Below are 25,467 nucleotides of genomic sequence, written 5' to 3'. Positions count from 1 at the left end.
GTTCATTATAGTAGAATAGCTCAAAATGACTAGCGTAAAATCGTATGCTAGGGTATTCAATTAGGGATTCTTTCCATATTTAGTACTCCTTTAATCTACTACGATAATAATCGGACTAGAACATCCAGTGCCAGCCTATTTCCGCACTACTCTAGTGTCCATATCTGGGAACGATGTGATTTAGAAGAAATCTTTTATACAAACTGGGTTTAAAAAAACCGTAACTAAATATAAGCCGAAATACACATAGCCCTTTTTGTGGCTATGTGTATTTCAGCTATTTTAAATGTATGCAAATTTGTAAGCAGTCCACATCTTCTATGCTGTACGCTTATATAGTTCAATCATTTCTGTAACTAGAATTGTAATCGTATCAACACTCATTATCTGGTCTTCCGCATGCATAAATATAAGCGAGAACTCAAGCTTTTCTCCATTTGCCTCTCTTTGGATTAAAGAGGCATGCGTTTTATGACCTTCTACAAAGAAATGTTTTGATTCAGCTAACTTTTCTTCTGCTAATTCATATTTTCCTTCTTTCGCCGCATAAAGCGCTTCCATTACTAAGCTTTTAGCCGCACCTACGTTACTAATAATCTTAAACGCCACAGTATAGTAATCATTTGCTTCTAATGACATAGTATCCCCCTTCTCGCCTTCCATTAACAGCTATCCTTTTATTACTTGTTTTCAATTATTTGCAGTGCTTGATCAAGAACCTTTTCACCATTCATCATTCCATAATATTGCATATTAATTGCTGCTACAGGAATGTTTTTCCCGACTAGTTTTGATTCAATTTGGCTTTGCATATATTTCACTTGAGGTCCTAATAACAATACATCTACATTTTTCTTTTCGAGAGTAAATTCCATTTCTTGTGCTGATTGGGCAAAAATATCAGCTTGAATTCCACGCACTTCTGCTGCCTTTTGCATTTTTGTCACTAATAAACTTGTACTCATTCCTGCTGCACATACTAACATAATAGTTTTCACTGTTAGTTCCTCCTTTGATTTCATTCTTTAGTTTATAGATGTCAGTTAATAAGGATATATAAATATCTGATCACGCAAATTTCTTCCAATGAAAAATAACAAACTATTGCAGGCAAGGCATTGAGCTTATGCCTCTATTGTCTAGTAAACTAAGTATATGAGTCTTACCTATTGATAGAACGAGCAACCATAGAGACAGTATGCCGAATACCACGGATAGCTTTACTCATCGCAAATATATTTTCTACTGGAGCTAGTCCGGCGTACCCTGCGTCACCGATGTGTTGAATATCAACCCCACAAATTTTATTGCGGATAGCAATTTGTTTAACCGTGTCTTCATCAGAACTTTCTTGGCTAGTACCAATAGCCGATAAAACGAGGGCACCATGTTGATGGGCACTTTTTACAATCTTCTTTAGTTCTTCATCATCAAAGCCTGGAACAGTCCCAACTGCCGGAACTAAAATAATATCTGCACCTGCATCAATAAAACCTTTCACCACTTCTGCATCTGCGACTGGTTCATCCACTCCTGCTCCATGCATTTTTCCTGCGATAATTAATCCCGAAAAATGTTCTTTAGCAAGCTGTATCGTTTTTTGGATCTGCTCATTTGTTACACCCGTGCCAGGATTTCCTGTAAAACATACAAAATCAAGTCCTAATTTTTCAATTTCCTGTATGGTTTCTAGATTAGCTTGACGACCTTTTGAAATGATTAATCTTTCTTCTGCCATATTCGCTGAATTGTCCACTGGCTCTAGATTAACACCAATAGGACGGCCGACCAATCGGTGAAGTGCCTCTACGAATGAACCTTCTTCGTTTTCTAATCCTGCAATATGTGGCGAAAGCACATCAACACCATTCAAGAGAATTAAGTCTGCTCCAAACGAGCGGGCAATTTCTGCATTTGTAATATCTTCAATATAAGGTTCACGAACCGCAACATTTTCAGACATAATAACGCGTCCTTCGCATGCTTTAATACTTTGCTTCAACTCTTCTGCAGTCATTTCCAATATTTCTGATGCATTTGCACTGATTAATCGTTTTTTCATTTTTAAAGTCCCCTTCATTGCTTTTTTGAACTAATCCACTAATCCTGATCATTCATACTTTTACACTTCAATCTCTTCATTAATAGTGGTAGCCCAGAGTATGTTTTCATTCTTAATTAATCAAGAATCATTATTTGCATTGGAACTATCATTTGATCCCTATATTTTTTAGTTTCATTGAGAACAAATCAAAAGATAAATTAGTAGTTCAGTAAGTTTATATAGTTAAACTATTCTTGCGATTTGAAACGCTTTTCAACAGCTAAAACGAATGGCAAGTAAAGTAAGATATCCAGTATTATTAAAACAATCTGCAAAATCGCCCCGCTTATATCACCTGTAACTAAAAATCCACTGAATATTGGAGGCATTGTCCAGGAGGCTGCTGCTCTAGTTAACGGTACTAAACCCGAGGCCATTGCTAAATACGTGACCACTACATTTATCATTGGAGCAAGAATAAATGGAATGAACAACATTACATTCAATACTACTGGTATACCAAACATAGTCGGTTCATTAATATTAAATAAACCTGGTACAACGGTAATCGGTGCCAATGCTTTTGTTTGTTTGCTCGTTTTCTTTTTACGTGCTAAATATCCGAGAACTAAAACTAAACCAATCGTAGCTCCGCCCCCGCCAATATAGACGAAGTTATCCATAAAGGGTAGTGTAATAATATTTTGTAATTCTTGACGAGCTTGATAAGCCACACGATTTTCATCTAAGTTGGCAATCCATACAGGCTGCATAACTGAGTTAACTACATTACCTCCATGGATACCAACAAACCAGAATAAACTATTGAGACCTACCACGATGATCGTACCAAAAACATTATTTCCCAATAACCCTAATGGTTTCCCTAAGATGACTTGCGCAATGTCATGTACATTTGGTAAATCAAACGTGCTTAGAATAGAATAAATAATTAACCACATCGTTATAATTACTGCACCCGGAATAATCGCACTGAAGCTTCTAGCTACAGCTGGCGGAACACTTTCCGGAAGTTTAATTTGAATATTACGATTAATGAACCATTGATAAATATAACCATTAAGCAAACCCATAATAATAGCAATAAATAAACCTTTCGCTCCCATATATGCAATTGGCATTCCAGCTCCAGCATCAGAAGAAATAAATGGAGTTGCAATAATAAATGCAGACAATGAGATAATGCCTGAACCGATTCCGTCTACATTAAACTGCCTTGTTAAACTATAAGCAATCCCAAAACTGGCTATTAAACCAATTAACCCAAAACTACTGTCAGTGCCTTTCCATAAAAATTCTGCGATTCCCATCTTACCCAACCATGCTTCCCAACCTGGCACCGGGAAACTAGCTATAATCATAAAAAGTGAGCCAATAATAATTAACGGCATTGCAAACGTAATACCATCTCGTATAGCAATCAGAAATTTATTACTACCTAATTTTCCAGCAATGGGCATCATTTTATTTTCCAACAGTTCATTCATTCTGCTCACTGTTTAATTCCTCCTCAAGGTTCATATCCAAATGAATTACATTTATAGAATGCTTTTAATCTTATAAGTAATCCTTGTATCGTTCTTAGCCTCCTTTGAAAATCAAAATATCTTCCTTTATTTATAAATTATTATCAAAGACTATAAAAATACCTTATTTTTATCATTTAAATAATAATAAAATATAATTAACTATCTTAACACTAATTAATGAAAGCGCTTTTGTCAATCAAGAAATTTCAATTTATTGATAGTATTAGTATTTTTTTACTTCGCACATTTACCTTTCCATATATAAAGGAAGAAAAAGTTTTTTAAAAATTGATTTTAAATAGTAAATTAATTATAATTTATAATTAATTAAGATAAGAATAAGAACGGAGATTATCATGACACTCACAACTAAACAAAGAGAACTGCGTACTAAAATTTTAGATAAAATTTATGTCCATGGTCCTATCTCACGAATAGAGATTTCAAATCATACAGGTATTACCCCTGCTACAGTTAGTGAGATAACTGGATCTTTACTTAAAGAAAACCTAATTTATGAATTAGGAGAAGACTCTTCTGAAAATAATAAATCGGGACGTAAACGGATTCTTTTAGATATTGCCGCACATCACAGTTTTTATATTGGATGTGAATTATCTGAAAAATATTTTTCGTTTTGCCTAAGTGATAATATCGGAAAAATCTATGCTGAGAAGGTAATTAAGTTTAATGCAGGAAATAAAAATGATGCTTTAACAGAAGCTCATTTTATAGAGGAGTTAAATCATTTTATTCATTGTCATCACAGCTATCAGCCAAAGGCCGTCGGAATTGCATTGCCTGGACATTTTAATGATAAAAGTAAGACCATTTACAGCAACAATACACACTGGAAAAACTTTAATCTAGGACTTATACTGGAAAATGTAGAATTACCAATCTACTTTAAAAATAATGTTCATTGTATGGCCAACGCGGAGAGACTATTCAGCAAGAATCATAAAGATGATAATTTCATTTTCTTTCATGTCAGTAGAGGGATGTTCTGTTCTTATATTTATGAGGGACATACTTATGGAGAAAACAAATTTTTGGTAGGCGAAATAGGTCATACGATTGTTCACCCAGACGGAGAACTATGTGAGTGTGGAAAAAGGGGCTGCTTGCAGACATACGCTAGTGAGGCTTGGATTATAAAAAAATCCCGCATACTTTATGAGAGTTCGAATACAACGTTTTTAGGTCAATTAACCCCAGACAAACAAAGCATTACAATTGAAACCATTTTAAGTGCTTATAAAATGGGAGACGAAGGAGTCACCAACATCCTTAATAACGCCATTAAATACCTGTCTATTACAATCAATAATTTACCGATGTTGATTGATACAAATAAAATCATTTTACACGGAGAGCTATTTAACGAACCCGTATTAAACAATCTGCTTAGCCATTATTTAAATCAAAATAACATTCTACTTCCCCTCAGCCATACTTGGGACATTGCATTTAAACAATATTCCGATATAAATGGCGCTCTTGGAGCATGCAGTCTCGCTATCTCCAACTTTTTGTTAAAGGGTAAAATAAAAAGCTAGTAAGGAAAGTTTAGAAATAGATCATACTTAATTAAAGAGGCAGTTCAACACTGCCTCTTTTAGTGGACAAAACTTGCGGATTTATAAAACCTCACTTATTTATGGTACGGTTCACCATGATGAATCTTAAAATGAGTCTTCTGGTTTTGTATAAAAATAATACTGTCCCTAAAATTGAAACAGGTACTTATGGGAAAGTCCCCCTCTTTATCCCAAATAATGAAAGATGAATCTTAGCCTAGCGGATCAGCAATTTTTAAAATATAACCATAAGAAAAAAGCGAAGGTAATCCTCCGCTCCCTTAAATTCCGTTCGATTCAATGACTTGCTTGTACCAATAGAAGCTATCCTTTTTGATACGGCGTAAGTCATGCGTGCCTTCTTCGTGCTGATTAATATAGACGAACCCGTAGCGTTTTTGGAAACCATTCAACCAACTTAGTAAATCTGTGAAAGACCAGACACAATAGCCAATCACTTCGGAACCATCAGAAATGGCGTCTTGAATTGCTTTCACATGAGCCTGAAGGTACTCGATCCGGTAATCATCATGGATTTGGTCATGCTCCTCTACCTTATCAAATGCACCGAGTCCATTTTCACTTATCAATATCGGCAAATCATATCGGTTTGTGATTCGGCGCAGCGCAGTTCTCAGTCCTTGCGGATCAATATCCCAATCCCAATTCGTCCGTTCAAGGTTTGGATTCTTCGTAGTTTTGTATAGTCCTGGAATTCCAGAATCCTTTGATGTGCCTTTGATTCCCGTTGTATTCATTTCACCGGCACTCACCCCGCCTTCTAAAGGATTAACTTCAAAAGTCGAGCTTTGATAATAGTTTAAGCCCATAAAGTCTGGCTTACCTTCTCTTAATAAGAGAAAGTCCTCCTCTTCCACTTCAGGAGCAAGACCTTCTTCAACCAAGTAGTTCCACGCTGCCTTCGGGTATTTTCCCAAAGTATATATATCCATCCACCAATGGCTATTCAGTTCCTCTGCATTCTCAGCAGCCAAAATATCTTCCGGCTTTGAAGATGCTGGGTAAGCTGGACCATAGGCAAAGCTCGGACCAATCTGTCCATCCGGGACATATTGACGGAATGCTTTGATGACACTGGCATTGGCCAGGTTTGCGTGATGATTCACTTGATAAAATAACTTCGTATCCTTTAAACCCGGTGGATGGGACCCTTGGTCATATCCATGGCGAGTAAAAATATTTTGTTCATTTAAGCTCACCCAGTACTTCACACGGTCTCCAAAGCGTTTAAAACATTCCACACTATAATTCGTAAAATCCTCTATGATTCTTCTGGACTCCCATCCGCCATATTCGTCCTGAAGTGCTTGTGGTAAATCCCAATGGTACAAGGTTAAGATAGGCTCAATTTGATATTTGCGCAGCTCACCAATCAAATCATCATAAAAGGCGAGTCCCTGCTCGTTGATCTCACCTCTTCCATTTGGAAAAATACGCGGCCATGATACAGAAAAACGGTACGCCTTTAACCCCATTTCTGCCATTAAACGGACATCTTCCTTATAACGATGATAATGGTCTACTGCAACATCTCCCGTCGTCCCTTTATATGTCTTACCCGGGATACGTACAAATTGATCCCAATTACTAACCCCTTTTCCGTCTATATCCCATGCACCTTCAATTTGATAGGCAGCAGAAGCAGCTCCCCATAAAAAGTCTGCCGGAAACGGTTTTAATGTTTTATACATAATCGTTTTAGTCTCCCTTCCGTCTGAATGTTGCCTTTTTTTATACCATAGTACTTAGACCTTCTCACAATCTAGCTTTAAACCAAAATGGAGTCCTTCTGCCGCTGTAAAAAATGATACAAAGCACCAATTAGATTCGAATCATTTCCAAACTGACATTTTTCAACTTTGACCGTTAATCCATCTGTTTCATATTTCATTTCGTTTAATGTTTCATTAATCTTGTCGATAAATCCTTCGCGATTACTGATAGCGCCGCCAATCAAAATCTTATCCGGATCCAGAATAAATTGTAGATTATATATGCCAACAGCAAGCCGACGCATAAACTTATCAATCTCTTCCTGTACCTCTGTGTCACCCTGTTCAGCAAGCTCAAAGATCATCTTACCGGTAAAAGTATCAGGGTCTCTCTCTTTTCGTTTAGCAACCTGCTTGATCAAGCCTCCTACGGCTGCCAACGTGCTATAGGTTTCTGCTGGTTGTGTTCCCAAATAGCCCTCCATCTTCATATATCCGAATTCTCCAGCAAACCCATTTCTCCCATGCCGAACTTTTTTATCGAGTACGACGGCACCGCCTATACCGGTGCCAATCACTATACAAAGATAATCCTGTACATCCTTTGCTGCACCAATCCAGCCCTCCGCCAAACCAGCACAATTAGCGTCATTCTCCAATTCTACCGGTAAATTTGTCCGTTCCTGAAGGAGTTCTTTTATATTAGGGCCATGGATATAAGGGAGTGCCGTGATCCCCTCTATGATCCCGGTTTCAATATTTACCGCACCAGGCATACTCACCGCCAGACCTTTTATCACATATTTATTTTTAAAATCCTTCACGATCATATCAATTGTATTTATAAATTCAGTAAGACTCTCTTTAGGAGTTGGAAGTGAGGATTTTTCAATAAAACAACCCGTTTCATCCATAAGTGCATATTTAATGGCAGAACCACCAACATCAAGTACCGCATAGTAATTCACTATATAACCTCCAGCAACCCAATTTTTCATACAATTATCATATCCAATATATCTGTGTTTCTTATGGGTTATAAAATAGCTTCATACATCGAAAACATCAGAATTTATCAGCTTCTGTGAACCTCGAAGTCTATGAAACTTTGATCAACAGGATTCTCGGATAATTAACTCGGAATCAATAAATACCGGTTTTAATTGGGATCTATCATTAATTAAATCGTCGAGCATATAGGCGGATAATTTACCGAACTTTTCCTTATCCTGTTTCACCGTTGTTAATTTTGGAGAACTATAACGGCAGGCTGCAATATCATCACAGCCAATTAACCGGATATCATCTGGACAGCTTAAGCCTGCTTCTTTAATAGCTTGCAAAGCTCCGAGGGCCATCATATCTGATGTCGCAAAAATTGCTTCTGGCAGCGTTTTAGATCGCAGGATTTTCTTCATTGCCGCATACCCGCTTTCCTCATGAAAATCACCGTATTGAATCCAGTCCTCACAAATTTCGAGTCCAAATTGATTCAGTGCTTCCAGGAAACCCTTTTTGCGAAAGATCGAAACAGGAGAATCAAATATACCGCCAATAAAACCGATTTTTTTAATAGCATGAAGATACAGATATTCCACCACTTTTCTCGACAAGCCCAAATTATCAGTCATAATATAGCTAGCCTTTGGCCCTTTTAATTCAATATCGATTCCGATACAGGGCAGGCCGGCTAAAGCTAAAGCATAGGTAGATTCCTCCACCTCTTCACCTGCAATAATTAAACAGCCATCCACATTAAAATGCCGGCATCTTGCTAAATAACTTCCATTATCCGACTGAAAATGTTCGTTTGAAAACATTAAAATATCGTATCCCAGTAAACCTATATTCTTTTTAAATGAAGAGATAACCTCATTAAAATAAGGGTGGGTCATATCAACATTAATTCTTCCGGCATAAATCAACCCAATTAGATTTGACTTCTTCGTTGCCAAGGATCTGGCAGAAAAGTTAGGTTCATAACCGCTTTGGTTAATAATATCCATCACTTTTTTTTTCGTTTTTTCACTTATTCCCTCATAATTATTGATTACCTTTGAAACTGTGCCTTGAGATACATTGGCCATTTGTGCAATATCTTTAATCGTTAAATTCATGTTAATCCCTTCTAAATTCGAGTAGTTTGGTTACCCATTTTTAGGTTAATAGGAGTTTCAATAGTTAAGCATAAATTTGGAAGGAATGTTTATTTAACTGAGCCTTCAGTAATACTCGAAATAAACAACCTATTGAAAAATAAGAATACTAGTAATAACGGCACTGTTGCCCAAAATACACCTGACATAATCATTCCAAAGTCCACATTATGTGTATTGCTTAATTGAGCCAATGCTACCTGAATCGTATAGTTTTCCGGATCCCTTAATACGGTAAACTGCCATAGGAACTCACCCCATACTGCCGTAAAGACAATAATACCCAAAGTTGCAAATGCAGGAAGCGTAATCGGCACGATGATACTGCGATAAATTCTAAAGTTAGAACAGCCATCTAATTTTGCTGCTTCGATAAGTTCATCAGGAACCGATTTACTAATATATTGCCTCATAAGAAAGATACCCAAAGGATTTAAAAAGAACAGCACCATTACACCTGGTAAAGTATCAAGCATGCCCGCCTTTGATATAAGGAAATATTGAGGGATTAAACCCAATTGAGGCGGAATAATCATCGTTAGCAAAATCGCGATAAATAGTACATTTTTTCCCCGGAACGTAAACTTAGCAAAGGCAAAACCGGCCAATGAACTAATGAATAGAACAACGATTGTTACAATGGCACAAATGACAAATGAGTTCCACATCGAACCGAAGAAATCAATTTGATTTAATACCTTTTTAAAATTTTCAACTAACATATTCCCCGGTGTAAGTGTGGGAGGAATCGAATTAAAGGCCGAGCTTGGACTAGTCGCCATTACAAACATCCAATAAAACGGGAACAAGGATAATAAGGAGGAGATGCCCAATAAGCCATAAACTAATAGTTTGCTTATGGAAAATTTCCTTACTTTTTTATTTTTAGTCATTGCCCACCCCTCCTTTTTCTTCCAACTCCAGAAGTTACGTATACATTGATTGCTGCAATCACTGAGATTAATACCAGCAAAATAATAGCTGTTGCAGAAGCAGTACCAAAGGATTGCAATCTGAAGGCATCACGATACAGGTACATAACAATCGTCATAGCCTCATCCCTTGTAAAGGCACCTGTTCCCATAAATATAGTAGGCTCAGAAAACAGCTGCAAAGCCCCAACCGTAGAAGTAAAGACCGTAAGTATAATAAATGGTTTTAACAAGGGAATGGTTATATAACGAAATTGTTGGGTTTTATTTGCCCCATCAATCGTGGCAGCTTCATATAGTTCATTGGGAATACTCTGTATTCCTGCCAGGTAAATGATCGTATTATAGCCAACCCATCGCCAAAAGACCATAATGGATATCGCAATTTTCGTTCCCCATTCTGAACTTGCCCAGCTTACTGGATCAAGACCCGCTAAACTTAGAACATAATTGGCTAATGAGGATTCATGATTACTAAACAGCACACTGAAAATCAAGGCTACCGCAACCATTGATGTAATATAAGGCATAAAAATAGTGACTCTGAAGAAGTTTTTAAATCTTAGGAAGGCTAGATTTAACAGATAAGCAAAAATGATTCCAAACACAATTTGCGGAGCCGTGCCCATAATTCCCATAACAATCGTATTATAAACAGCCTTCCAAAATAGAGGGTCTGTTAAAACAACCTTAAAATTATCCAACCCCACTGAGACCATGGGACTGAGACCGTTCCACTTTTGAAATGCTAAATAAATACTGAAAATCATAGGATATAAACCAATAATCGCAAAAATGATAAAGAAAGGAGCAATGTATAAATAAGCGGAATACATATCTTTTTTTGCCTCAGATCTAGCTCGCTTCTTTTTAACTTTGATTTCGTTCATACTAGGATTCGCTTTCACTGGATCCATTTCTACACCTCTTTTCCCATCAAAGATGGGAGCGGCGTTCCCATGAAAATCACGCCGATTCCCACCTTATTAGTAATCTATTGAAATTACCGGTTTAATAAGCCTTTGGAGCGTTTAACAGCGGCTTTCCATTCTTTTTCAGGATCCGTTCCTTTATTTTGAACGTTCTTTAAGCCATTCAGTACTTCTGAATAGATTGGGAAATATTTTTCCCCTTTATAAACAGCCCCACTGATATCTTGTGCTGCTTTAGCAAATACCGGTGCTGTTGCCTGTCCGCCAAAGAAGGCATCTTCGTTTGTTTTGAAAGCGTCCATTTCATATACAGATTGTGCGGAAGGGAAAAGTCCCTTGTCTTGGAAGGATTTCAGTTGATTGTCTGGAGAAACTAACCATGAAGTAAATTTATATGCTTCTTTTGCATTTTTTGTTTCGCTTGGTATGGAGATGAATGAGCCACCCCAGTTTGCCGCAAATTCAGATGGTAATGTCGCAACTCTCCATTTACCGGAAGCTTCTTGCGCATTCCCTTCCATCCAGCCTTTTAACCAGCCAGCACCTAATTCAGCAGCAAATTCACCTTTATTTACAGCATTTGCCCACTCCGGTGACCACATTTCAAATTTACCAACAATACCCATTTCGTTCAATTTCACAGCATAATCATAAGCTTCTTTAACGGCATTACCATCCTCTTCGATCAATAACTCCCCTTTAGAATTAAGGAATGTTGTTTCTGCACCATCCAAGTAAGCTCTGAATGCCATTTCAATACTATCTATGAATACCTTGCCTGTTTTTTCCTTCACTTTCACACCAGCTTCTTCAAAAGCTTTTGGTGAATTAATTAGTGTGGCTACTTCTTCAGGATCTGTTGGAAGACCTGCAGCTTCAAATAAATCTGCACGATAGTACAAGGCTTTCGGTCCAATATCTGTTGGCAGACCAATCAAGAAATCCCCACTATCATTCTCCCCTGTTTTCCATTTCCAATCTAAGTACTGATCTTGAATATCTTTTGCACCAAGATCATACAAGTTTTCAAAGCGATCCTGTGCTGCTTTAAAACGGTCTAATTGGTCAATTTCCAACATCGTGATATCAGGCGCTCCGCTTCCAGCAGATAAAGCGGTGAATAAAGCATCATGATGATCTGCTGTTTCTGCTGCTCTTACTTTAATGGTAACGTTAGGATTTTCCTTCTCATATTCCTTCGCAAGATCCTCATAATTCGTAGCTCCGAATGTCCAGAAATCCAGGGTAACTTTTTCCCCACTTTTACCACCGTTTGAAGAAGTCTTTTCATCATTACATGCTGCCAACGACAGCGCCAGGACCGTTGATAATCCGATTGCAGCCAATTTTTTTAAGCTTTTCAATTGTAAAACCCCCTATAATAATTTGGTCAGACCATCATCCATGGATGATGCATAAAGGTAAATTTTGATTCTGTGCTACCCAGCCCCCTTTACCATATTAATCTTTAAAAAAATGATAATAGCACCACCGTTTAGAAACCGGTTTCCAAAAAGATTAAAATCATGTCATTATCAGAGAACAGAAACCGCTTTCATTAGTGATTATAAATCGATTTTTCTGAAAAATCAACCATTTATTGGGAATATCGCCCAATATTTTGGAAATCGCTTTCGTAATTAATTCTATTAAATAACTTACCAAAGACCCTTTAGGGAGTGGTCTTAACATTTCTCTATATAGGTACCTGTTCTTCCCATTCTGGGTATTCATAAACTGAAACACAATCACCCTTACATCTAATTGTATGCCTCAAAAATAACATAGATGTAAACAGGTTATTTCACAAAAAAAAAAAAAAAAACGACTTACCGCACGGGCAAGCCATTAAAGAATTAATATCTAGATGACAGTCTTATCATTAAAATTTTTATGCTATCAGATTAGATACTTTTTAATACGGTTACCAATCAATTAACTAAATGGGATTTGATCACCTTTTGAAATTACAATTTAGAAGTTATACCCATTCTAAAGAACTAGGACCCTAACTATCCTAACTGAGAGAATCAACTTATTAGATAAATTATTGTTTTTGAAATTGATTGTTTACGATCTTTGATATCGATTTGTTTTTGGCTAATGCTAAAATTCCTGCCGATAAAAACATTAAGGACCCTAACAGATCCATTACTAGATAGGAGGTAACCCCTATTAAGATAAACCAGATAGGCTTTTTAACTTCTAGTTGATTGTCCTTTAATAATTTTGCCATAACAAAATTTACAATCCCTGATATAACAAATAGCATTCCGAAGCTAACCGAGAACATATATAAACTACCAAAAATAGATTGTGCCGCTTCAAGTTTTGCTAGAGTATTATAATCAGAATTTAATCCTTCATTTTTTATATATGAAGCATAAACAAAAATAGTAAGGAGACCTGAAACGATCTGCCATATAGAACCGACCATGACCAATCTTCTCTCTAGCTTTCGATTCACCATTAAACCTCCTTCTATTATCCTTTAACTCCAGATGACAAGGACATTGATTCCATAAAGTATTTTTGTGTAAATAAATAAAGGATAAATGTTGGAATAATGGCAACAAGTGCTCCCGTTAGAGCATGCGCCACATCGAGTTGATACATCCCTTGTAGTAATTGTAATCCCGGGGTGATTGGCATCATTTCAACATCATTAAACACAATGGATGGCCATAAAAAGTCATTCCAGGAGGCAGTAAATGTAAATAACGCTACAACTGTTAATACCGGTTTTATTAGTGGTAAAATCAGCTTAAAAAATATTTGGAAATCGGAAGCTCCATCTACTCTCGCAGATTCATCAAAATCAATAGGAATTCCTTGCATAAACTGTCTTACAAGGAAGATATTAAATACTCCTGCTGCCCCCGGTACAATCGCAGCTAAATAATTATTTACCCAACCTAGTGTGTCCATAATTTTATAAAGCGGAATAAGGTTTACAACAGCTGGAAACATCATCGTTGCCATTAAAAAGATAAAAATGGTATCTCTTCCCTTGAATTTCATTCTTGAGTATCCATATGCAGCTAATGAAACAATTACAAGTACTAATACTGTTTGTGATAGCGATATTATCATTGAGTTCATAAACCATTTTGCAACTGGTGCACTCGTGTTATTAAAAAGTACATCCTGGTAATTACCAATAACCCAATTAATCGGTAGGATTGTAAAAGCATTTGTTTGAATATCTGCCTCACTTTTGAAAGACGTAATGAATGTGTACAAGACAGGGACAATCCATATAAAAGCCATTATCAGTAAAAAGATTAAACCAACAATTTTTGAAATACCTTTTTTACCCAAAACAAGGACCTCCTAATCACGTTGTCTTAAAAAGAAGAATTGAATGGCAGAAACAACCATAATACATAAACCGAGAATTACAGCCATTGCCGCTCCGATACCAGCAATAGAAATTCCAGAACCAAATGCATTTTCTTGTATGTACATTAATAATACGGAAGTTGAGCTAGTTGGCCCACCTTTCGTTAACATAAGTGGTTGTCCATATACATTAAATTGTGCGATTGTTGTAATAACAACTGTATATAATATTTGAGATCTTATACTTGGTAGAGTGATTCTAAAAAAGCTTTGAAACTTATTTGCTCCATCTATTGAGGCTGCCTCATATAAATCTTTTGAAATACCGTTTAAAGCAGCCTGATAAATAATCATATTTGCACCGATTGTCCACCAGACCGTTACAGTAACTAATGCAATCCAGGCATATGGCTGGGTCGCTAACCAGTTTGTTTCAACATTTAGAAAATGATTAACTGGGCCAAAAGAAACACTGAAAAGCATTGAAAAAATAATCATTACGGCAGAAACAGAAAACAAAGTCGGCATGTAAAACAATGCCTGAAAAAATTTCATCCCCTTTGGTTTTGTGTTAAGACCTGCAGCTAAAAGCAAAGGAACAATAATACAAGCAGGAACTGTAAAAAGCACAAACTTGAATGTGTTTCCTAATCCAGTACGTAGTTGATCGTAAAATGTTGAATCTTGATTAAATAATATTTCTTGATAATTAGCAAATCCAACAAATTCCGGCTTTCCGATTAGATCCCAGCTCGTAAATGAAATATAAATACCATATAAAGTGGGAATAAGAAAAAATATCGCAAATATTATTAGATGTGGCCCAATGTATAGAAACGGAGAAAAATTAAAATGTTTTTGTTTCGAATGTTTTTCTATACCTGCTGACATTTTTAATTCTTTATTCACTCCAGGATTGTTCATATATTTAACCCCTATTCTTTAGATATCGAATAGAGAGAGAAATCCTTATATATGGATAAGGATTTCTCTCTAATTGTGAAAGATCGATTTTTATTGTCAATTAATTCCATTATTATTATTTTTTATTAGTTGAAATTTTATCCTCAACTGCTTTTTGAGCATTTTTCAACCCTTTATCGATATCTAATTTCCCATAAATCGCATCGCCAACCAATTTATCGACTTCTTCGACTACAAAACCATTGTACTTATAATCAAAGATTTTAAGAGATTGCTGCATTTCTTGGTTCTCAATTAAGAAAGCCTGAGGCAATTCTTTATATTCAGGATTTTCTAAGGTTTCTAAAGCTGCAGGATTTTGTCCTGCTTTAGCCCATGGAAGTGAATTTTCTCTCACAAAATCTAGGAAATCAACTATCCCCTTTGCCTTTTCGTCTGAACGTTCTTTGCTGTTAAACATGACGAATTGGTGAGAAGACGTCCAGTTTACAATTTTATCAGATGAAAGCTGAGGGAAGTTTGTTAAACCCCAGTTTAATTTCTTAGCATCTTTTATACTATTTTGCATCCAGATACCTTCTGGATAAAAAATAGCTTTACCAGATTTGAATAACTGGCCTGGATCTTCTCCATCCTTGTTAGCAATTTTATCGTCTACAAGACTTTTTAATAATTGTAATGCTTCTTTAGCTTCTGGAGTATCAATAGTAGGAGCTTCACCATCACTAGTTATGTCTCCCCCGAATTGATTGTAAATGGATAAAAAGATCGGACGTGTCCAAGTGATTCCAATGCCAGTAATTTTGTCTTTTTTAGACAATTCTCCTGCTTTTTTCACTTCATCAAAAGTTATAACATTATCATCAAGTGCATTAGGTGCATATTTTTCCAGCAAATCTTTATTATAATACATTACAAAACTATGCACATCTAATGGCACACTATATCTACTATTATTAAGGTTACCAATGTCCCAACCTGCTGTTACATAGTTTTCTGCTTTAATTTCAGGATGATCAGTCAATACATCATCAAACTTTGTTAACATATCATTATCTACAAATTGTTTAATTCTCTCAGCATGAACTACGGTTAAATCAGGAATACCTTTTCCAGAGTTTACTACCGTTGGAATCTTGGTATACATATCATTTTCTACCATTGATACATTCTTAATTTTGAACTTAGGGTTTGTCTTATTATAATCATTCACAATTTGCTTCATATTCTCACCATCTGGCCCTGTGAATGGATTCCAAAAGACAATTTCATTTTTAGATGAACCTTCTGAACCTGAACTAGATGAACTACAACCTGTCAATGCCGTCATAACTAGAAAAAGAATAGACAATGTTAATAGCGATATTTTTCTCATTAGTTTCCCCCCTAATTTTTTCAGAAGATAAAACATGCTCCTAATACTTAAAAGCGAATCAATACCTCCCATCAATTAAATAATGTTTAATGAATAGTTAGTACACATTTTAAATTTCACTATTTTTATCCCTTTAACTGACTTCCTATAAGTTTTCATCAAGGGCGTTGTACATACAGTTATCAATTTGAGTCTTATTTATTGTTTATTGTCTTGATTTTGTTTAAATCTACTTTTGGTTCCCGATTTTCCTTTAGTAAACCGTTCACCTCTTGCTGCACATCGGTAATTTGCGTATAGCAAAAACCACTAATATATGGAGTGTTTTTAATAGCTTGAGTAATAGATTCATAACGATGTAGTAATTCTTCTTCACTATTCACTTGCTTACCATAGCCCCAGCCTTTTTCAGAATCAAAGGCAATACCACCATATTCACTAATAATGATTGGCTGCCCCTTATATTCATATCCTTTTGCCATTGCAAACTTAGAATTATTAAATGCTATCTTGTTATTCACAACTTTTTCTTTGTCTTTATATCGTCCAATAAATTCCTCACCATATTCCACATAATCATGAAGAGTCAGAATATCTGAAACTGTATGCTCCCAACCATCATTTACAATAACAGGTCTCATGCTATCAATCGCTTTTGTAAGATGATAGATACCTTCTGTAAAATTTTGCTGTTTTGCATCTGTAAAAACATTCTTTATACCCCATGATTCATTAAACGGAGTCCAAGTAATAATGGACGGGTGATTATAGTGCTGCTTAACAACTTCAATCCATTCATCTGTAAAATTCTGAATTGCCCCATCAGAAAACTCATAGGTTGCAGCCATTTCAGACCAGACTAGCAGTCCTTTTTTATCAGCCCAGTATAGGAATCGCTGATCTTCGACTTTCATATGCTTTCTAACTCCGTTAAAGCCCATTTCTAATGTTCGGTCAATATCTTCAATGATTGCTTCATCTGAAGGTGGTGTTAAATATGACTCTTCCCAATAACCTTGATCTAATATAAGTTTTTGATAAATTGGTGTATTATTTAACAATACATTCCCATTCTCTATAGACACTTTTCTCATCCCAAAATATGATTTTACATAATCTATTACTTTCTCGTTCTCAAGCAATGTAAATTCAACATCATATAAATTAGGAGATTGTGGACTCCAATGCATTATTCTCCATTTATGAGACTCACAAGCAATATTCATGGTAGTCATAAAATGTGGTCGATATACGCTTTCTTCAAAACGCTTTATTAGCTGACCTTCAAAATAAATGGATGTTCTTAATACTAAGGACTGATCAAGGTCACCTGAAACTTCAAACCCGAATTCAACTGATTCTGTATCTATATCAGGAGTTATTTTGACTGACTGGAGATGCGCTTCATTTAAAAACTCAAGCCATACCGTTTGCCAAATTCCAGTTGTTTGGACATACCAACAATCAAAATTATTATCTAACCACCTTTGTTTTCCTCTTGGTTGAAAGCAGCTTTGACTGTCTTCATTTTTAACCACAATGTTTAATTCATTTTCCTCACTTAAATAATCAGAAACATTAAATGAAAATGCAATTTGTCCACCCTTATTTTCACCAACAAATATTTCATTAACCCATAGCTTTGTTACATAATCTGCTGCTTGGAAATGAAGGATTATGTTTTTATTTTCATATTCTTTAGGTATTATGATTGTTTTTTGATACCAAACATTCGGACAAAATTTTTCCTCTCCAATACCACTGGCTTTTGTTTCATATGTAAAAGGGACGATTATTTTTTTATCAAACTTTGATTCTTTGTACCATTCTTCCTTTTCTCCGATATTCTCTCTATCAAATTTGAAATTCCATTCTCCATTTAAATTCATCCAATCCGCTCTTTCAAACTGAGGACGCGGATATTCAGTTCTTGGTATGTATATTTCTGTCATTTGAATAACTCCTTTATATTTTATCTAAATATTTCAAAAAATGTAAGTGCTTACATTTATATTTTAAATTAAGCTCAATAACATTAATATACTAAATTTAGTATAAAATATACTTTTCTTAAGATAAGTAGACTAAAGCAGAAAAGAACCAACCTACGTCTATAAAGATTACATAGTTTGCTTTCTATTAATTAAACAACATATCATTATTAATCAACCAATACTTGTTTATTTTAATAGAGTATCTAACAGTGCTACATTTTCACATGAATTAAATTGCACAGGAACATAAATCCTTTTTGGATTGTAAGTACCCTTAACTTGTTCTAAAAGAAGGTCAACTGCTTTTTTACTACATTTATCAATATCTTGCTTTATAAATGGAACTCCAGCTATACCAGATGGATCAAAGGTCAACAATACAATTTCTCGACCTAATTCCTTCTTCAAAGAACAGATTGCTAAATGAGTATAAAGAGCTAATTCTGCATTCATTGTAAAAACAGCTGAAATTTCTGGCTTACTTAATAAAAAAATCTTAATTAAGTTTGGGGTTATATTCGGTTGAATATCATTGAATCCTAATAAAAGCCATTGGTTCTTATCAATTTTAATCCCTTTAATTAGAAAAGCGTTTTCAAATCCCTTTGATCTCTCATTAGTTACAGTATTGGTAATGAACGGAGATATGAGCCCAATATTCTTGTGCCCTTCATTTAATAAGTAGGAAATAGCTTCGAACGTACCGACTTCATTTTCGGAGGTTACACTATAAGTTAAAATATTTTCCATATATCTATCAATTAATACAAAAGGATATTTATCCAATGACAGTTTAAGGACAGCCTCATTATATGTTTCTTTTTCTGTAGGAAAGATAATCATCCCGCTTACTTCCATCTCTCTAAACATTTCAATAGCATCCGCTTCAACATATTGGGACTCTCTTGTAATTTTTATAATAAGTTTATAACCATTTTCTGTAACATACCTCTCAATAAAATTAACAAACTCTTGTTCAATCTTCGTTTTCATATTTGGTAGAATAAGTGCGATTAATCCCTTTTGTTTATTCAGTTGATTAATAGAAGAGGTTAAATAACTTTCACAAACAAACGTACCTTTTCCTTTGATTCTTTCTACTATTCCTTCTTCAGCAAGTCCAACAAGCGCATTTTTAGTTGTAATCTGGCTAACATGATATTCTTTCGTCAACTCTTTTTCAGAGGAAACACGATCACCTACCCGGAGCTTACCTGTTTGTATTTGAGCTTTAATTTTATTTTTTATTTGTTGATACAGAGGCTCATTTTTAATCGTAACTCACCCTTTATTCTTTATATACTGATATACTAAGCATACTAACCATTAGTATATTTTACCACCTTTTAGTGGATTATATTAATTCATATATAAAAGATAATCTCAATAGTACATTTGTTTACAGTGTATAAATTAAAAATACAAAAAGAAACAAACTGCGAATAATATCAACAAATATCAATAAGCATAATAAATAAGGATTCTATTATAATTAAGTCTATAAAAGTTCATAAATATATTTTTATCTGCATCTTGATTTTCATAATAAAAACACATTTACCAATGGTATGGTTTACACAATTAAACTTAAACTCTCCTTAAATCCATATCCACTAACTCCAATTTTCAATAAAAATAATAGATTGAAATATCTAATCTATCCTCTCAAATAAAAGTGGTAAAAAACTTCATCGTCCCCTTCCTTTATTTCACAACACCATAATAATAGGTCAATAGAGTCAATTTATGTTAAAATTACACTTTACAGATAGGAGGATTTTTAATGGCGAAAAAGAAAGTATTGGCTGTTGTGACGAGCCATGAATATATGAAAAATAAAAAAGACAAAACGGGTTTATGGTTAAGCGAACTTGTACATTTTTATGATTGTTTAAAATTGGCAGGATATGAGGTTGATATAGTTTCCACAAAAGGAGGAAAAGTACCACTTGATCCGAAAAGCCTTCTCCCTGTCTTGCTGGATAACAGGACAAAGGAATACTATCTGGATCCGTATTTTATTAGTAGATTGGATAAAACCACTTCTATCGATGAAATAACATCTGACGAGTATGGCTGCATCTATTTTGCCGGCGGACATGGAACGATGTGGGACTTCCCTAACCAGTCCAGCATTCAAAAGTTAACCGCTGAAATATATGAAAAAGGCGGTGTCGTTTCGGCTGTTTGCCACGGACCTGCTGCTTTATTGAATGTTGTATTATCAGATGGGACTCATCTCTTGGAAGGAAAAACAGTAACCGGTTATACAAATATGGAAGAAACGATCATGTTTGCATCACATAAAATACCATTCAAGCTTCAAAATGAGTTAACCGCTAAAGCTGGAAAATTCACAAAATCAACCGTTCCTTTCACATCACATGTGGTGGAAAATGAGCGAGTGATTACAGGACAAAATCCACAAAGCGCGCGAGCAGTTGGTGAGAAAACGTTACATTTCTTACAAAATCAAAAAAGATATTAAAAAATGTCGATTCAAACTCCAAACCTTTGTTGGAGTATTGAATCGACATTTTTTTAATTTACATAGGTAATACATACAAAAAGATAGATAAAAAGTGCAGAATAGAAGCAACCAAGACCATCAGATGCCAAATCGCATGGTGATATGGAAACCCTCTCCATACATAAAAGATGCTTCCTACCGTGTATAATAATCCGCCATACACAAGCATCATTAATCCAGTTGGAGGAACTGCCATTTTTAACGGCTCCCATGCTACAACAATTAACCAGCCCATGATGATATAGATTATTGTAGAGAGAATGACAAATTTCCTTAGGAAAATGGCTTTAAAAACAATTCCGGCTATTGCCAACGTCCAGATAATCGCCAATAATGCATATCCTGTTTTCCCTCCAATTGCAATGATTGCATACGGTGTATACGTTCCTGCAATAAATAAATAGATGGAGGTATGATCAAAGAATTCCATAATCACTTTGACTTTGCCCTCAGGAAATGCATGAGTCAGAGTCGAGAATGTAAAAAGCATCAACATCGATATTCCATAGACCAAAACAACTGATAGCCTATCGCCAGCTCCATTCGTTATAGAAAAAACAATCATTAAGATTAGGGCCGCAAAGGATAAAGCTGCTCCTATCCCATGCGTAATCGCATTGACGACTTCTTCTTTCTTGGTGTAAGTATAGACTCGATTCATCAAGAGACTCCTTTCCATGTTTTTATTTGTCTATTCCCGTTTTTTTGCTAAATTAATACCTTTCTACCTATTTTTTAAGATTTAATTGTTTTAAAAGATATGGCCAGACCTCCATAATATCTGTTGCTAGCATTGCGCTAGGTTCACGTTCAATCGCCCAATATTCTGACGATTTCCCATGAAGATAAACCGCATTCGACACGGCTGTTGTATAGTGTGAGAAAGGTTCAGATTGACACAGTAATCCTAAAATAATTCCAAGCAATGTGTCTCCAGAACCGCCTTTTGAAAGACCGCGATTTCCCGTTTGATTGATATAGCCAGTTCCATCTGGAAAAGCGATAACCGTATTTACTCCTTTTAAAATAACTGTTACCTCATGTTCAATAGCAAAATCACGAGCAACCGAAATGCGGTTTTCATTGATCCACCTAGAAGATAATCCTGTAATTCGAGCCATCTCTCCGGGATGAGGTGTCAAAATGACCGGTGCCGGACGCCCTTTTGGATACTCTCTTTTTTGCAGGGCAGCGGCATCTAAAATAAGAGGCAAATCAGGTTGATTCAATAAAAATTGAACTTTATCCTCCAATTGTTCATCCAAATCCAAACCAGGACCGATTGCTGCTGCTTTCATACTGGATAGCTGTTTATTTTCTTTTAATTGTTGAAGCGTGTGATACCAATAGGTTGCTTCTGGAAGTCTCTGACAGACAATTCGCGCTACACTTTTATCGGTTGCGATAGTCAGTTTGCCAATACCGGAACGCATAGCACCGAGACCAGACAGTATTGCACAGCCTGGCATCTCTTCACTGCCTGCTATTAATAAGCCCGTTCCAAACGATCCTTTGTGCGGATTATTTGGTAAAGCAGGCCATGTTTGTTTAACATCTTCCTCTGTCCATACTCTCCAGCCTGATTGCTGTACCAATCCAATATCCAACGATTTGACTGTCCCATAGTATTCAGCCGAAGGCACTAAAAAAGCTGAAGGCTTAACCCCATGTAAGCATAATGTGTAATCTGCTTTAAAGGCAGTCACTACATTACCTCTATCTGCTTCAACACCTGAAGGAATATCAATCGCAATTTTCAGAGCCAATGATTGGTTCCAGTAGGCAAGCACTCGATCCGCATGACTGGAAAACGGCGGTTTAAACCCAATTCCAAAGAGCCCATCTACCAGAACATCATATTCATTTTCAATCGTTTGGGTGTATGGGTATCCACAAGTAATAAAATAAGAAAAATGCTGTTGCGCAACTTTAGACTTTGGCAATCCAAACGGCAAAATAAGCGTCGCCTTATAACCGTGATTCAGCAATAATCTCGCAAGGACAATCGCATCGCCTCCATTATTTCCTTGCCCAGCGATGATTCCAACTTCATCTTCCCTCTGAATTAAACTGGATACTTCTCTGAACAAAGCCTGTCCAGAGTTTTCCATTAAAGCAAAGATGGATAGCCCATCCGCGTCAGCTTTACTGTCGACTTCTCTGATATCATTCGCAAAATAAATATTCATCATCGACCACCTCTCTTCTTATATTTTTAGTATACAACAATAGGAATAGGAAATTTAAACGATATAGTAAGGTAAGGGATCTGATATCTATTGATCAGATATAGGTTTAGGAGAGAGGTAGCATAGGTGTTGAATAGGTGGGGCATAGATGGTCCATAGCCAGGGGATTCCTCCTTTCTCCCACCTTTCCCATACCTTTACGCCACCTTTGACCGGGGATAGGTGTGATATAGGTGGGGTAAAGCTCCGGTATAAGTTTTCGATTTAAAATAAAATAGTCAGCTCCACAATCGGAACTGACATTTGTTTAACCATCAACTTCCAGTAAATAACGTATCTCCTTTTTCCAGTTCCCCTGTATGAAGTTGATAACACTTATACTTATTTCCTGCCTGTTCTTTTATCCAACTTGCTGCATTCGTTCTTGATGATCATAAGTATCAATTTACTTGGAAAAATTAATCAAATTATCACCGAGGTTCAGAATGACGCTATGATTCTTTTCGATTGCTTTCCTTCTTGATTCTGTATTCACTTCATCTGTCAGTAAAATAAGATGTCCTTGATCCGTTTGCGGTAATCCAGCCCTCTTCAGATTCTTTTCAGTAGCCTCATATAAATGTTTTTTCCTGTTTGACACATAAAAGATTTGGATTCCTTTCATATCCGCATATTGAAGGAACTCTGATGCACCAGGCAGAGGTTTGGCATTTGCTTGGTAGACCCATGCATCCCATTCTTTATCATTAAAGGAGCTTTTCTTTTGAGCCAACTTAGCTAAAAAAGGGCGGTTATTCAATACGGTTTCATCTAAATCTAAAATAATGGCTTTATCCTCATCCGTCTTTTGTTGCAGAGCTCGATCGAGTCTATGTTTAGCCACTTTATAACCTTTACTAAATGACGCATCAGTCGTAGATTGTTGGTACCTAAGGACGTGCATTATATTTTCTTCTTGTTGATTCTTATACGGACTAGCTTCTATCCAGTTCATAGGTAAGCTTATCCAAACACTAAATACAGTAATAAGTATACTTCCTTTTCTGATGCCATTCTTTTTCATTCCAATCACCTCTCGAACAGTTTTTCCAAAGACTTTTCATTTCATGAAAAATTTATATTGGAATAGCGAATCTGCTTAAATAAAGTAGGTATTGGATACGAAAAAAAGACCTCATTTGAGATCTTTACTGATTGATTTAGAATTTTCTTTTTCTTATTAAAATACTACTAAACATCCTCAAAGAAACCGCAAAACAGAACATTTTATCAATCGGAATTTACAGAATAAACCTATTTTCCAGAAATTTTTTAATCTTTAATCAGGGTCTTTATTATGAGGAGCCGAATTGTAAAACTATTTATCTCCATTGGTATACATATCTTAGAATTCATAAGAACTAATATTCATAAATATAGGGGTGATATTCTTGTTTAAAAAACCATTTATTTTGTTGATGATCGGTATCATTCTTGTTCTATTTATAGATACGGGTGCAAAGAATTTCTCAGATCTTTTGCTTAATAAATAAACAGAAACATAAAAAAAGCGGGGAATGCGATACCGCCCCTTAAAAGTTAGTTTTACTCTAACTTTTAGGGTATGACAACTTCCCCGCTCTCTTTATTAATATTGATTAGTAGTCTTATGTCGTTCAACTAATTTTTTTAATGATTGAATCTGACCTAGATGCATCGCTTCATGGCTCAGTAAAAAGTGAAACAATTCGCTTTTTGTTTTAATACCAAACTTTGCAAGAGGACCTGTTACCTCTTCTCTCCAGAATTCCTCCGGTAAATCTTTAATTCTCTTTTCCTGAGATTGATAATTGGACTTGATATCATTCAAAGAAGGTGCACTTCTTTGCCAATATTTTGGCGAAGTTCCGCTTCTGAAAAATTCTCCATATAACTCTGAAAGCGGTGAACCGCTGCCAGGATAATCAAACAAGAAGGATTCCGCACTTACCAGTACATGCCCTAATTGCCAGCGAATCGTATTATTAAAACCTTCTGGTTGAAGATCAGCCTCCGCTTCAGATAAATCCTCTAAAATTTCCTGTAGCTTACTTCTGGTCAACTCAAATTGTTTTTGCATACCAGTCGTTTCCATATAATCCCCTCCACTAATTCTTTTTGCCCTTCACAAGATATGGGTTGCTATCCTTTATACCCTATCTTTCCTG

22 protein-coding genes are annotated in these 25,467 nt (G+C 35.8%); 2 read left to right on the top strand and 20 right to left on the bottom strand.

Features of this window, described 5'->3' with window-relative positions; translation table 11 throughout:
• Positions 1 to 318: 318 nt before the first annotated feature.
• The 4 genes from FHY45_RS10495 to FHY45_RS10480 form a co-directional block, all read right to left on the bottom strand.
• Positions 319 to 639 (bottom strand): PTS sugar transporter subunit IIA, encoded by a 321-nt coding sequence (locus FHY45_RS10495; RefSeq protein ID WP_066103365.1) that lies wholly within the window; start codon positions 637 to 639, stop codon positions 319 to 321.
• 41 nt (positions 640 to 680) lie between these two features.
• Positions 681 to 998, bottom strand: a complete 318-nt coding sequence (locus FHY45_RS10490) for a PTS sugar transporter subunit IIB (protein ID WP_306821550.1) — start codon at positions 996 to 998, stop codon at positions 681 to 683.
• Between the two features lie 164 nt (positions 999 to 1,162).
• Positions 1,163 to 2,062, bottom strand: a complete 900-nt coding sequence (locus FHY45_RS10485) for a DUF7916 family protein (protein WP_139891835.1) — start codon at positions 2,060 to 2,062, stop codon at positions 1,163 to 1,165.
• Positions 2,063 to 2,292: 230 nt separating this feature from the next.
• A complete protein-coding gene (locus tag FHY45_RS10480) occupies positions 2,293 to 3,552 on the bottom strand; it encodes a PTS sugar transporter subunit IIC (protein ID WP_139892009.1) in 1,260 nt (419 codons plus the stop codon).
• Between the two features lie 398 nt (positions 3,553 to 3,950).
• Here FHY45_RS10480 and FHY45_RS10475 point away from each other — a divergent pair, with 398 nt between their 5' ends.
• Entirely contained in the window at positions 3,951 to 5,153 is a 1,203-nt protein-coding gene (locus FHY45_RS10475) for an ROK family transcriptional regulator (RefSeq protein WP_139891834.1), read from the top strand.
• A gap of 302 nt (positions 5,154 to 5,455) precedes the next feature.
• On the opposite strand, the gene FHY45_RS10470 is transcribed toward FHY45_RS10475, so the two are convergent.
• From FHY45_RS10470 to FHY45_RS10415, 12 genes are all read right to left on the bottom strand, one after another.
• Positions 5,456 to 6,886 (bottom strand): glycoside hydrolase family 1 protein, encoded by a 1,431-nt coding sequence (locus tag FHY45_RS10470; protein ID WP_373925471.1) that lies wholly within the window; start codon positions 6,884 to 6,886, stop codon positions 5,456 to 5,458.
• Positions 6,887 to 6,963: 77 nt separating this feature from the next.
• The gene (locus FHY45_RS10465) at positions 6,964 to 7,875 is read right to left on the bottom strand and encodes an ROK family protein (RefSeq protein WP_139891832.1); all 912 of its coding nucleotides are present in this window, start codon (positions 7,873 to 7,875) and stop codon (positions 6,964 to 6,966) included.
• Between the two features lie 144 nt (positions 7,876 to 8,019).
• Positions 8,020 to 9,024, bottom strand: a complete 1,005-nt coding sequence (locus FHY45_RS10460) for a LacI family DNA-binding transcriptional regulator (RefSeq protein WP_139891831.1) — start codon at positions 9,022 to 9,024, stop codon at positions 8,020 to 8,022.
• Positions 9,025 to 9,113: 89 nt separating this feature from the next.
• On the bottom strand, positions 9,114 to 9,956 hold the full coding sequence (locus FHY45_RS10455) for a carbohydrate ABC transporter permease (RefSeq protein WP_139891830.1): 843 nt from the start codon (positions 9,954 to 9,956) through the stop codon (positions 9,114 to 9,116).
• Positions 9,953 to 10,912, bottom strand: coding sequence for a carbohydrate ABC transporter permease (locus FHY45_RS10450; protein ID WP_257469024.1), 960 nt, complete (start codon positions 10,910 to 10,912; stop codon positions 9,953 to 9,955). The genes FHY45_RS10455 and FHY45_RS10450 overlap by 4 nt, the downstream gene beginning before the upstream one ends.
• A gap of 86 nt (positions 10,913 to 10,998) precedes the next feature.
• Positions 10,999 to 12,291: an ABC transporter substrate-binding protein gene (locus tag FHY45_RS10445; protein WP_139891829.1), complete on the bottom strand. Its 1,293-nt coding sequence runs from the start codon at positions 12,289 to 12,291 to the stop codon at positions 10,999 to 11,001.
• Positions 12,292 to 12,974: 683 nt separating this feature from the next.
• A complete protein-coding gene (locus FHY45_RS10440) occupies positions 12,975 to 13,394 on the bottom strand; it encodes a hypothetical protein (protein ID WP_180349952.1) in 420 nt (139 codons plus the stop codon).
• Between the two features lie 17 nt (positions 13,395 to 13,411).
• Positions 13,412 to 14,248 (bottom strand): carbohydrate ABC transporter permease, encoded by an 837-nt coding sequence (locus FHY45_RS10435; protein ID WP_066106962.1) that lies wholly within the window; start codon positions 14,246 to 14,248, stop codon positions 13,412 to 13,414.
• A 12-nt stretch (positions 14,249 to 14,260) separates the two neighbouring features.
• Entirely contained in the window at positions 14,261 to 15,193 is a 933-nt protein-coding gene (locus tag FHY45_RS10430; RefSeq protein ID WP_077248134.1) for a carbohydrate ABC transporter permease, read from the bottom strand.
• Between the two features lie 115 nt (positions 15,194 to 15,308).
• A complete protein-coding gene (locus FHY45_RS10425; RefSeq protein WP_066106965.1) occupies positions 15,309 to 16,568 on the bottom strand; it encodes an extracellular solute-binding protein in 1,260 nt (419 codons plus the stop codon).
• A 194-nt stretch (positions 16,569 to 16,762) separates the two neighbouring features.
• Positions 16,763 to 18,520: a glycoside hydrolase family 2 protein gene (locus FHY45_RS10420; protein WP_066106968.1), complete on the bottom strand. Its 1,758-nt coding sequence runs from the start codon at positions 18,518 to 18,520 to the stop codon at positions 16,763 to 16,765.
• A gap of 228 nt (positions 18,521 to 18,748) precedes the next feature.
• A complete protein-coding gene (locus FHY45_RS10415; protein ID WP_257469060.1) occupies positions 18,749 to 19,810 on the bottom strand; it encodes a GntR family transcriptional regulator in 1,062 nt (353 codons plus the stop codon).
• A 535-nt stretch (positions 19,811 to 20,345) separates the two neighbouring features.
• Here FHY45_RS10415 and FHY45_RS10410 point away from each other — a divergent pair.
• Positions 20,346 to 21,050: a type 1 glutamine amidotransferase domain-containing protein gene (locus FHY45_RS10410; protein ID WP_066106974.1), complete on the top strand. Its 705-nt coding sequence runs from the start codon at positions 20,346 to 20,348 to the stop codon at positions 21,048 to 21,050.
• A 58-nt stretch (positions 21,051 to 21,108) separates the two neighbouring features.
• Here the strand turns inward: FHY45_RS10410 and trhA are convergent, their stop codons facing one another.
• The 4 genes from trhA to FHY45_RS10390 form a co-directional block, all read right to left on the bottom strand.
• Positions 21,109 to 21,753 carry a PAQR family membrane homeostasis protein TrhA gene (trhA, locus tag FHY45_RS10405; RefSeq protein WP_066106977.1) on the bottom strand — a complete coding sequence of 215 codons (645 nt, stop codon included), beginning with the start codon at positions 21,751 to 21,753 and terminating at the stop codon, positions 21,109 to 21,111.
• A gap of 67 nt (positions 21,754 to 21,820) precedes the next feature.
• Positions 21,821 to 23,281, bottom strand: a complete 1,461-nt coding sequence (locus FHY45_RS10400; protein ID WP_180349951.1) for an NAD(P)H-hydrate dehydratase — start codon at positions 23,279 to 23,281, stop codon at positions 21,821 to 21,823.
• A 445-nt stretch (positions 23,282 to 23,726) separates the two neighbouring features.
• On the bottom strand, positions 23,727 to 24,344 hold the full coding sequence (locus tag FHY45_RS10395; protein ID WP_066106983.1) for a 5'-nucleotidase, lipoprotein e(P4) family: 618 nt from the start codon (positions 24,342 to 24,344) through the stop codon (positions 23,727 to 23,729).
• 564 nt (positions 24,345 to 24,908) lie between these two features.
• The gene (locus tag FHY45_RS10390) at positions 24,909 to 25,394 is read right to left on the bottom strand and encodes a DinB family protein (protein ID WP_066106986.1); all 486 of its coding nucleotides are present in this window, start codon (positions 25,392 to 25,394) and stop codon (positions 24,909 to 24,911) included.
• Positions 25,395 to 25,467: the final 73 nt, after the last annotated feature.

It is taken from the genome of Bacillus sp. D386 (assembly GCF_006346415.1).
This window is presented reverse-complemented; position numbering and strand designations above follow the sequence as displayed.

Excerpts from the sequence above, each read along its gene's own strand:
- FHY45_RS10495 (WP_066103365.1), bottom strand. The coding sequence starts at position 639 with ATGTCATTAGAAGCAAATGATTACTATACTGTGGCGTTTAAGATTATT.
- FHY45_RS10485 (WP_139891835.1), bottom strand. The coding sequence starts at position 2,062 with ATGAAAAAACGATTAATCAGTGCAAATGCATCAGAAATATTGGAAATG.
- FHY45_RS10480 (WP_139892009.1), bottom strand. The coding sequence starts at position 3,552 with ATGAATGAACTGTTGGAAAATAAAATGATGCCCATTGCTGGAAAATTA.
- FHY45_RS10475 (WP_139891834.1), top strand. The coding sequence starts at position 3,951 with ATGACACTCACAACTAAACAAAGAGAACTGCGTACTAAAATTTTAGAT.
- FHY45_RS10470 (WP_373925471.1), bottom strand. The coding sequence starts at position 6,886 with ATGTATAAAACATTAAAACCGTTTCCGGCAGACTTTTTATGGGGAGCT.
- FHY45_RS10460 (WP_139891831.1), bottom strand. The coding sequence starts at position 9,024 with ATGAATTTAACGATTAAAGATATTGCACAAATGGCCAATGTATCTCAA.
- FHY45_RS10455 (WP_139891830.1), bottom strand. The coding sequence starts at position 9,956 with ATGACTAAAAATAAAAAAGTAAGGAAATTTTCCATAAGCAAACTATTA.
- FHY45_RS10450 (WP_257469024.1), bottom strand. The coding sequence starts at position 10,912 with ATGGATCCAGTGAAAGCGAATCCTAGTATGAACGAAATCAAAGTTAAA.
- FHY45_RS10430 (WP_077248134.1), bottom strand. The coding sequence starts at position 15,193 with ATGAACAATCCTGGAGTGAATAAAGAATTAAAAATGTCAGCAGGTATA.
- FHY45_RS10425 (WP_066106965.1), bottom strand. The coding sequence starts at position 16,568 with ATGAGAAAAATATCGCTATTAACATTGTCTATTCTTTTTCTAGTTATG.
- FHY45_RS10420 (WP_066106968.1), bottom strand. The coding sequence starts at position 18,520 with ATGACAGAAATATACATACCAAGAACTGAATATCCGCGTCCTCAGTTT.
- FHY45_RS10410 (WP_066106974.1), top strand. The coding sequence starts at position 20,346 with ATGGCGAAAAAGAAAGTATTGGCTGTTGTGACGAGCCATGAATATATG.
- trhA (WP_066106977.1), bottom strand. The coding sequence starts at position 21,753 with ATGAATCGAGTCTATACTTACACCAAGAAAGAAGAAGTCGTCAATGCG.
- FHY45_RS10400 (WP_180349951.1), bottom strand. The coding sequence starts at position 23,281 with ATGAATATTTATTTTGCGAATGATATCAGAGAAGTCGACAGTAAAGCT.
- FHY45_RS10395 (WP_066106983.1), bottom strand. The coding sequence starts at position 24,344 with ATGAAAAAGAATGGCATCAGAAAAGGAAGTATACTTATTACTGTATTT.
- FHY45_RS10390 (WP_066106986.1), bottom strand. The coding sequence starts at position 25,394 with ATGGAAACGACTGGTATGCAAAAACAATTTGAGTTGACCAGAAGTAAG.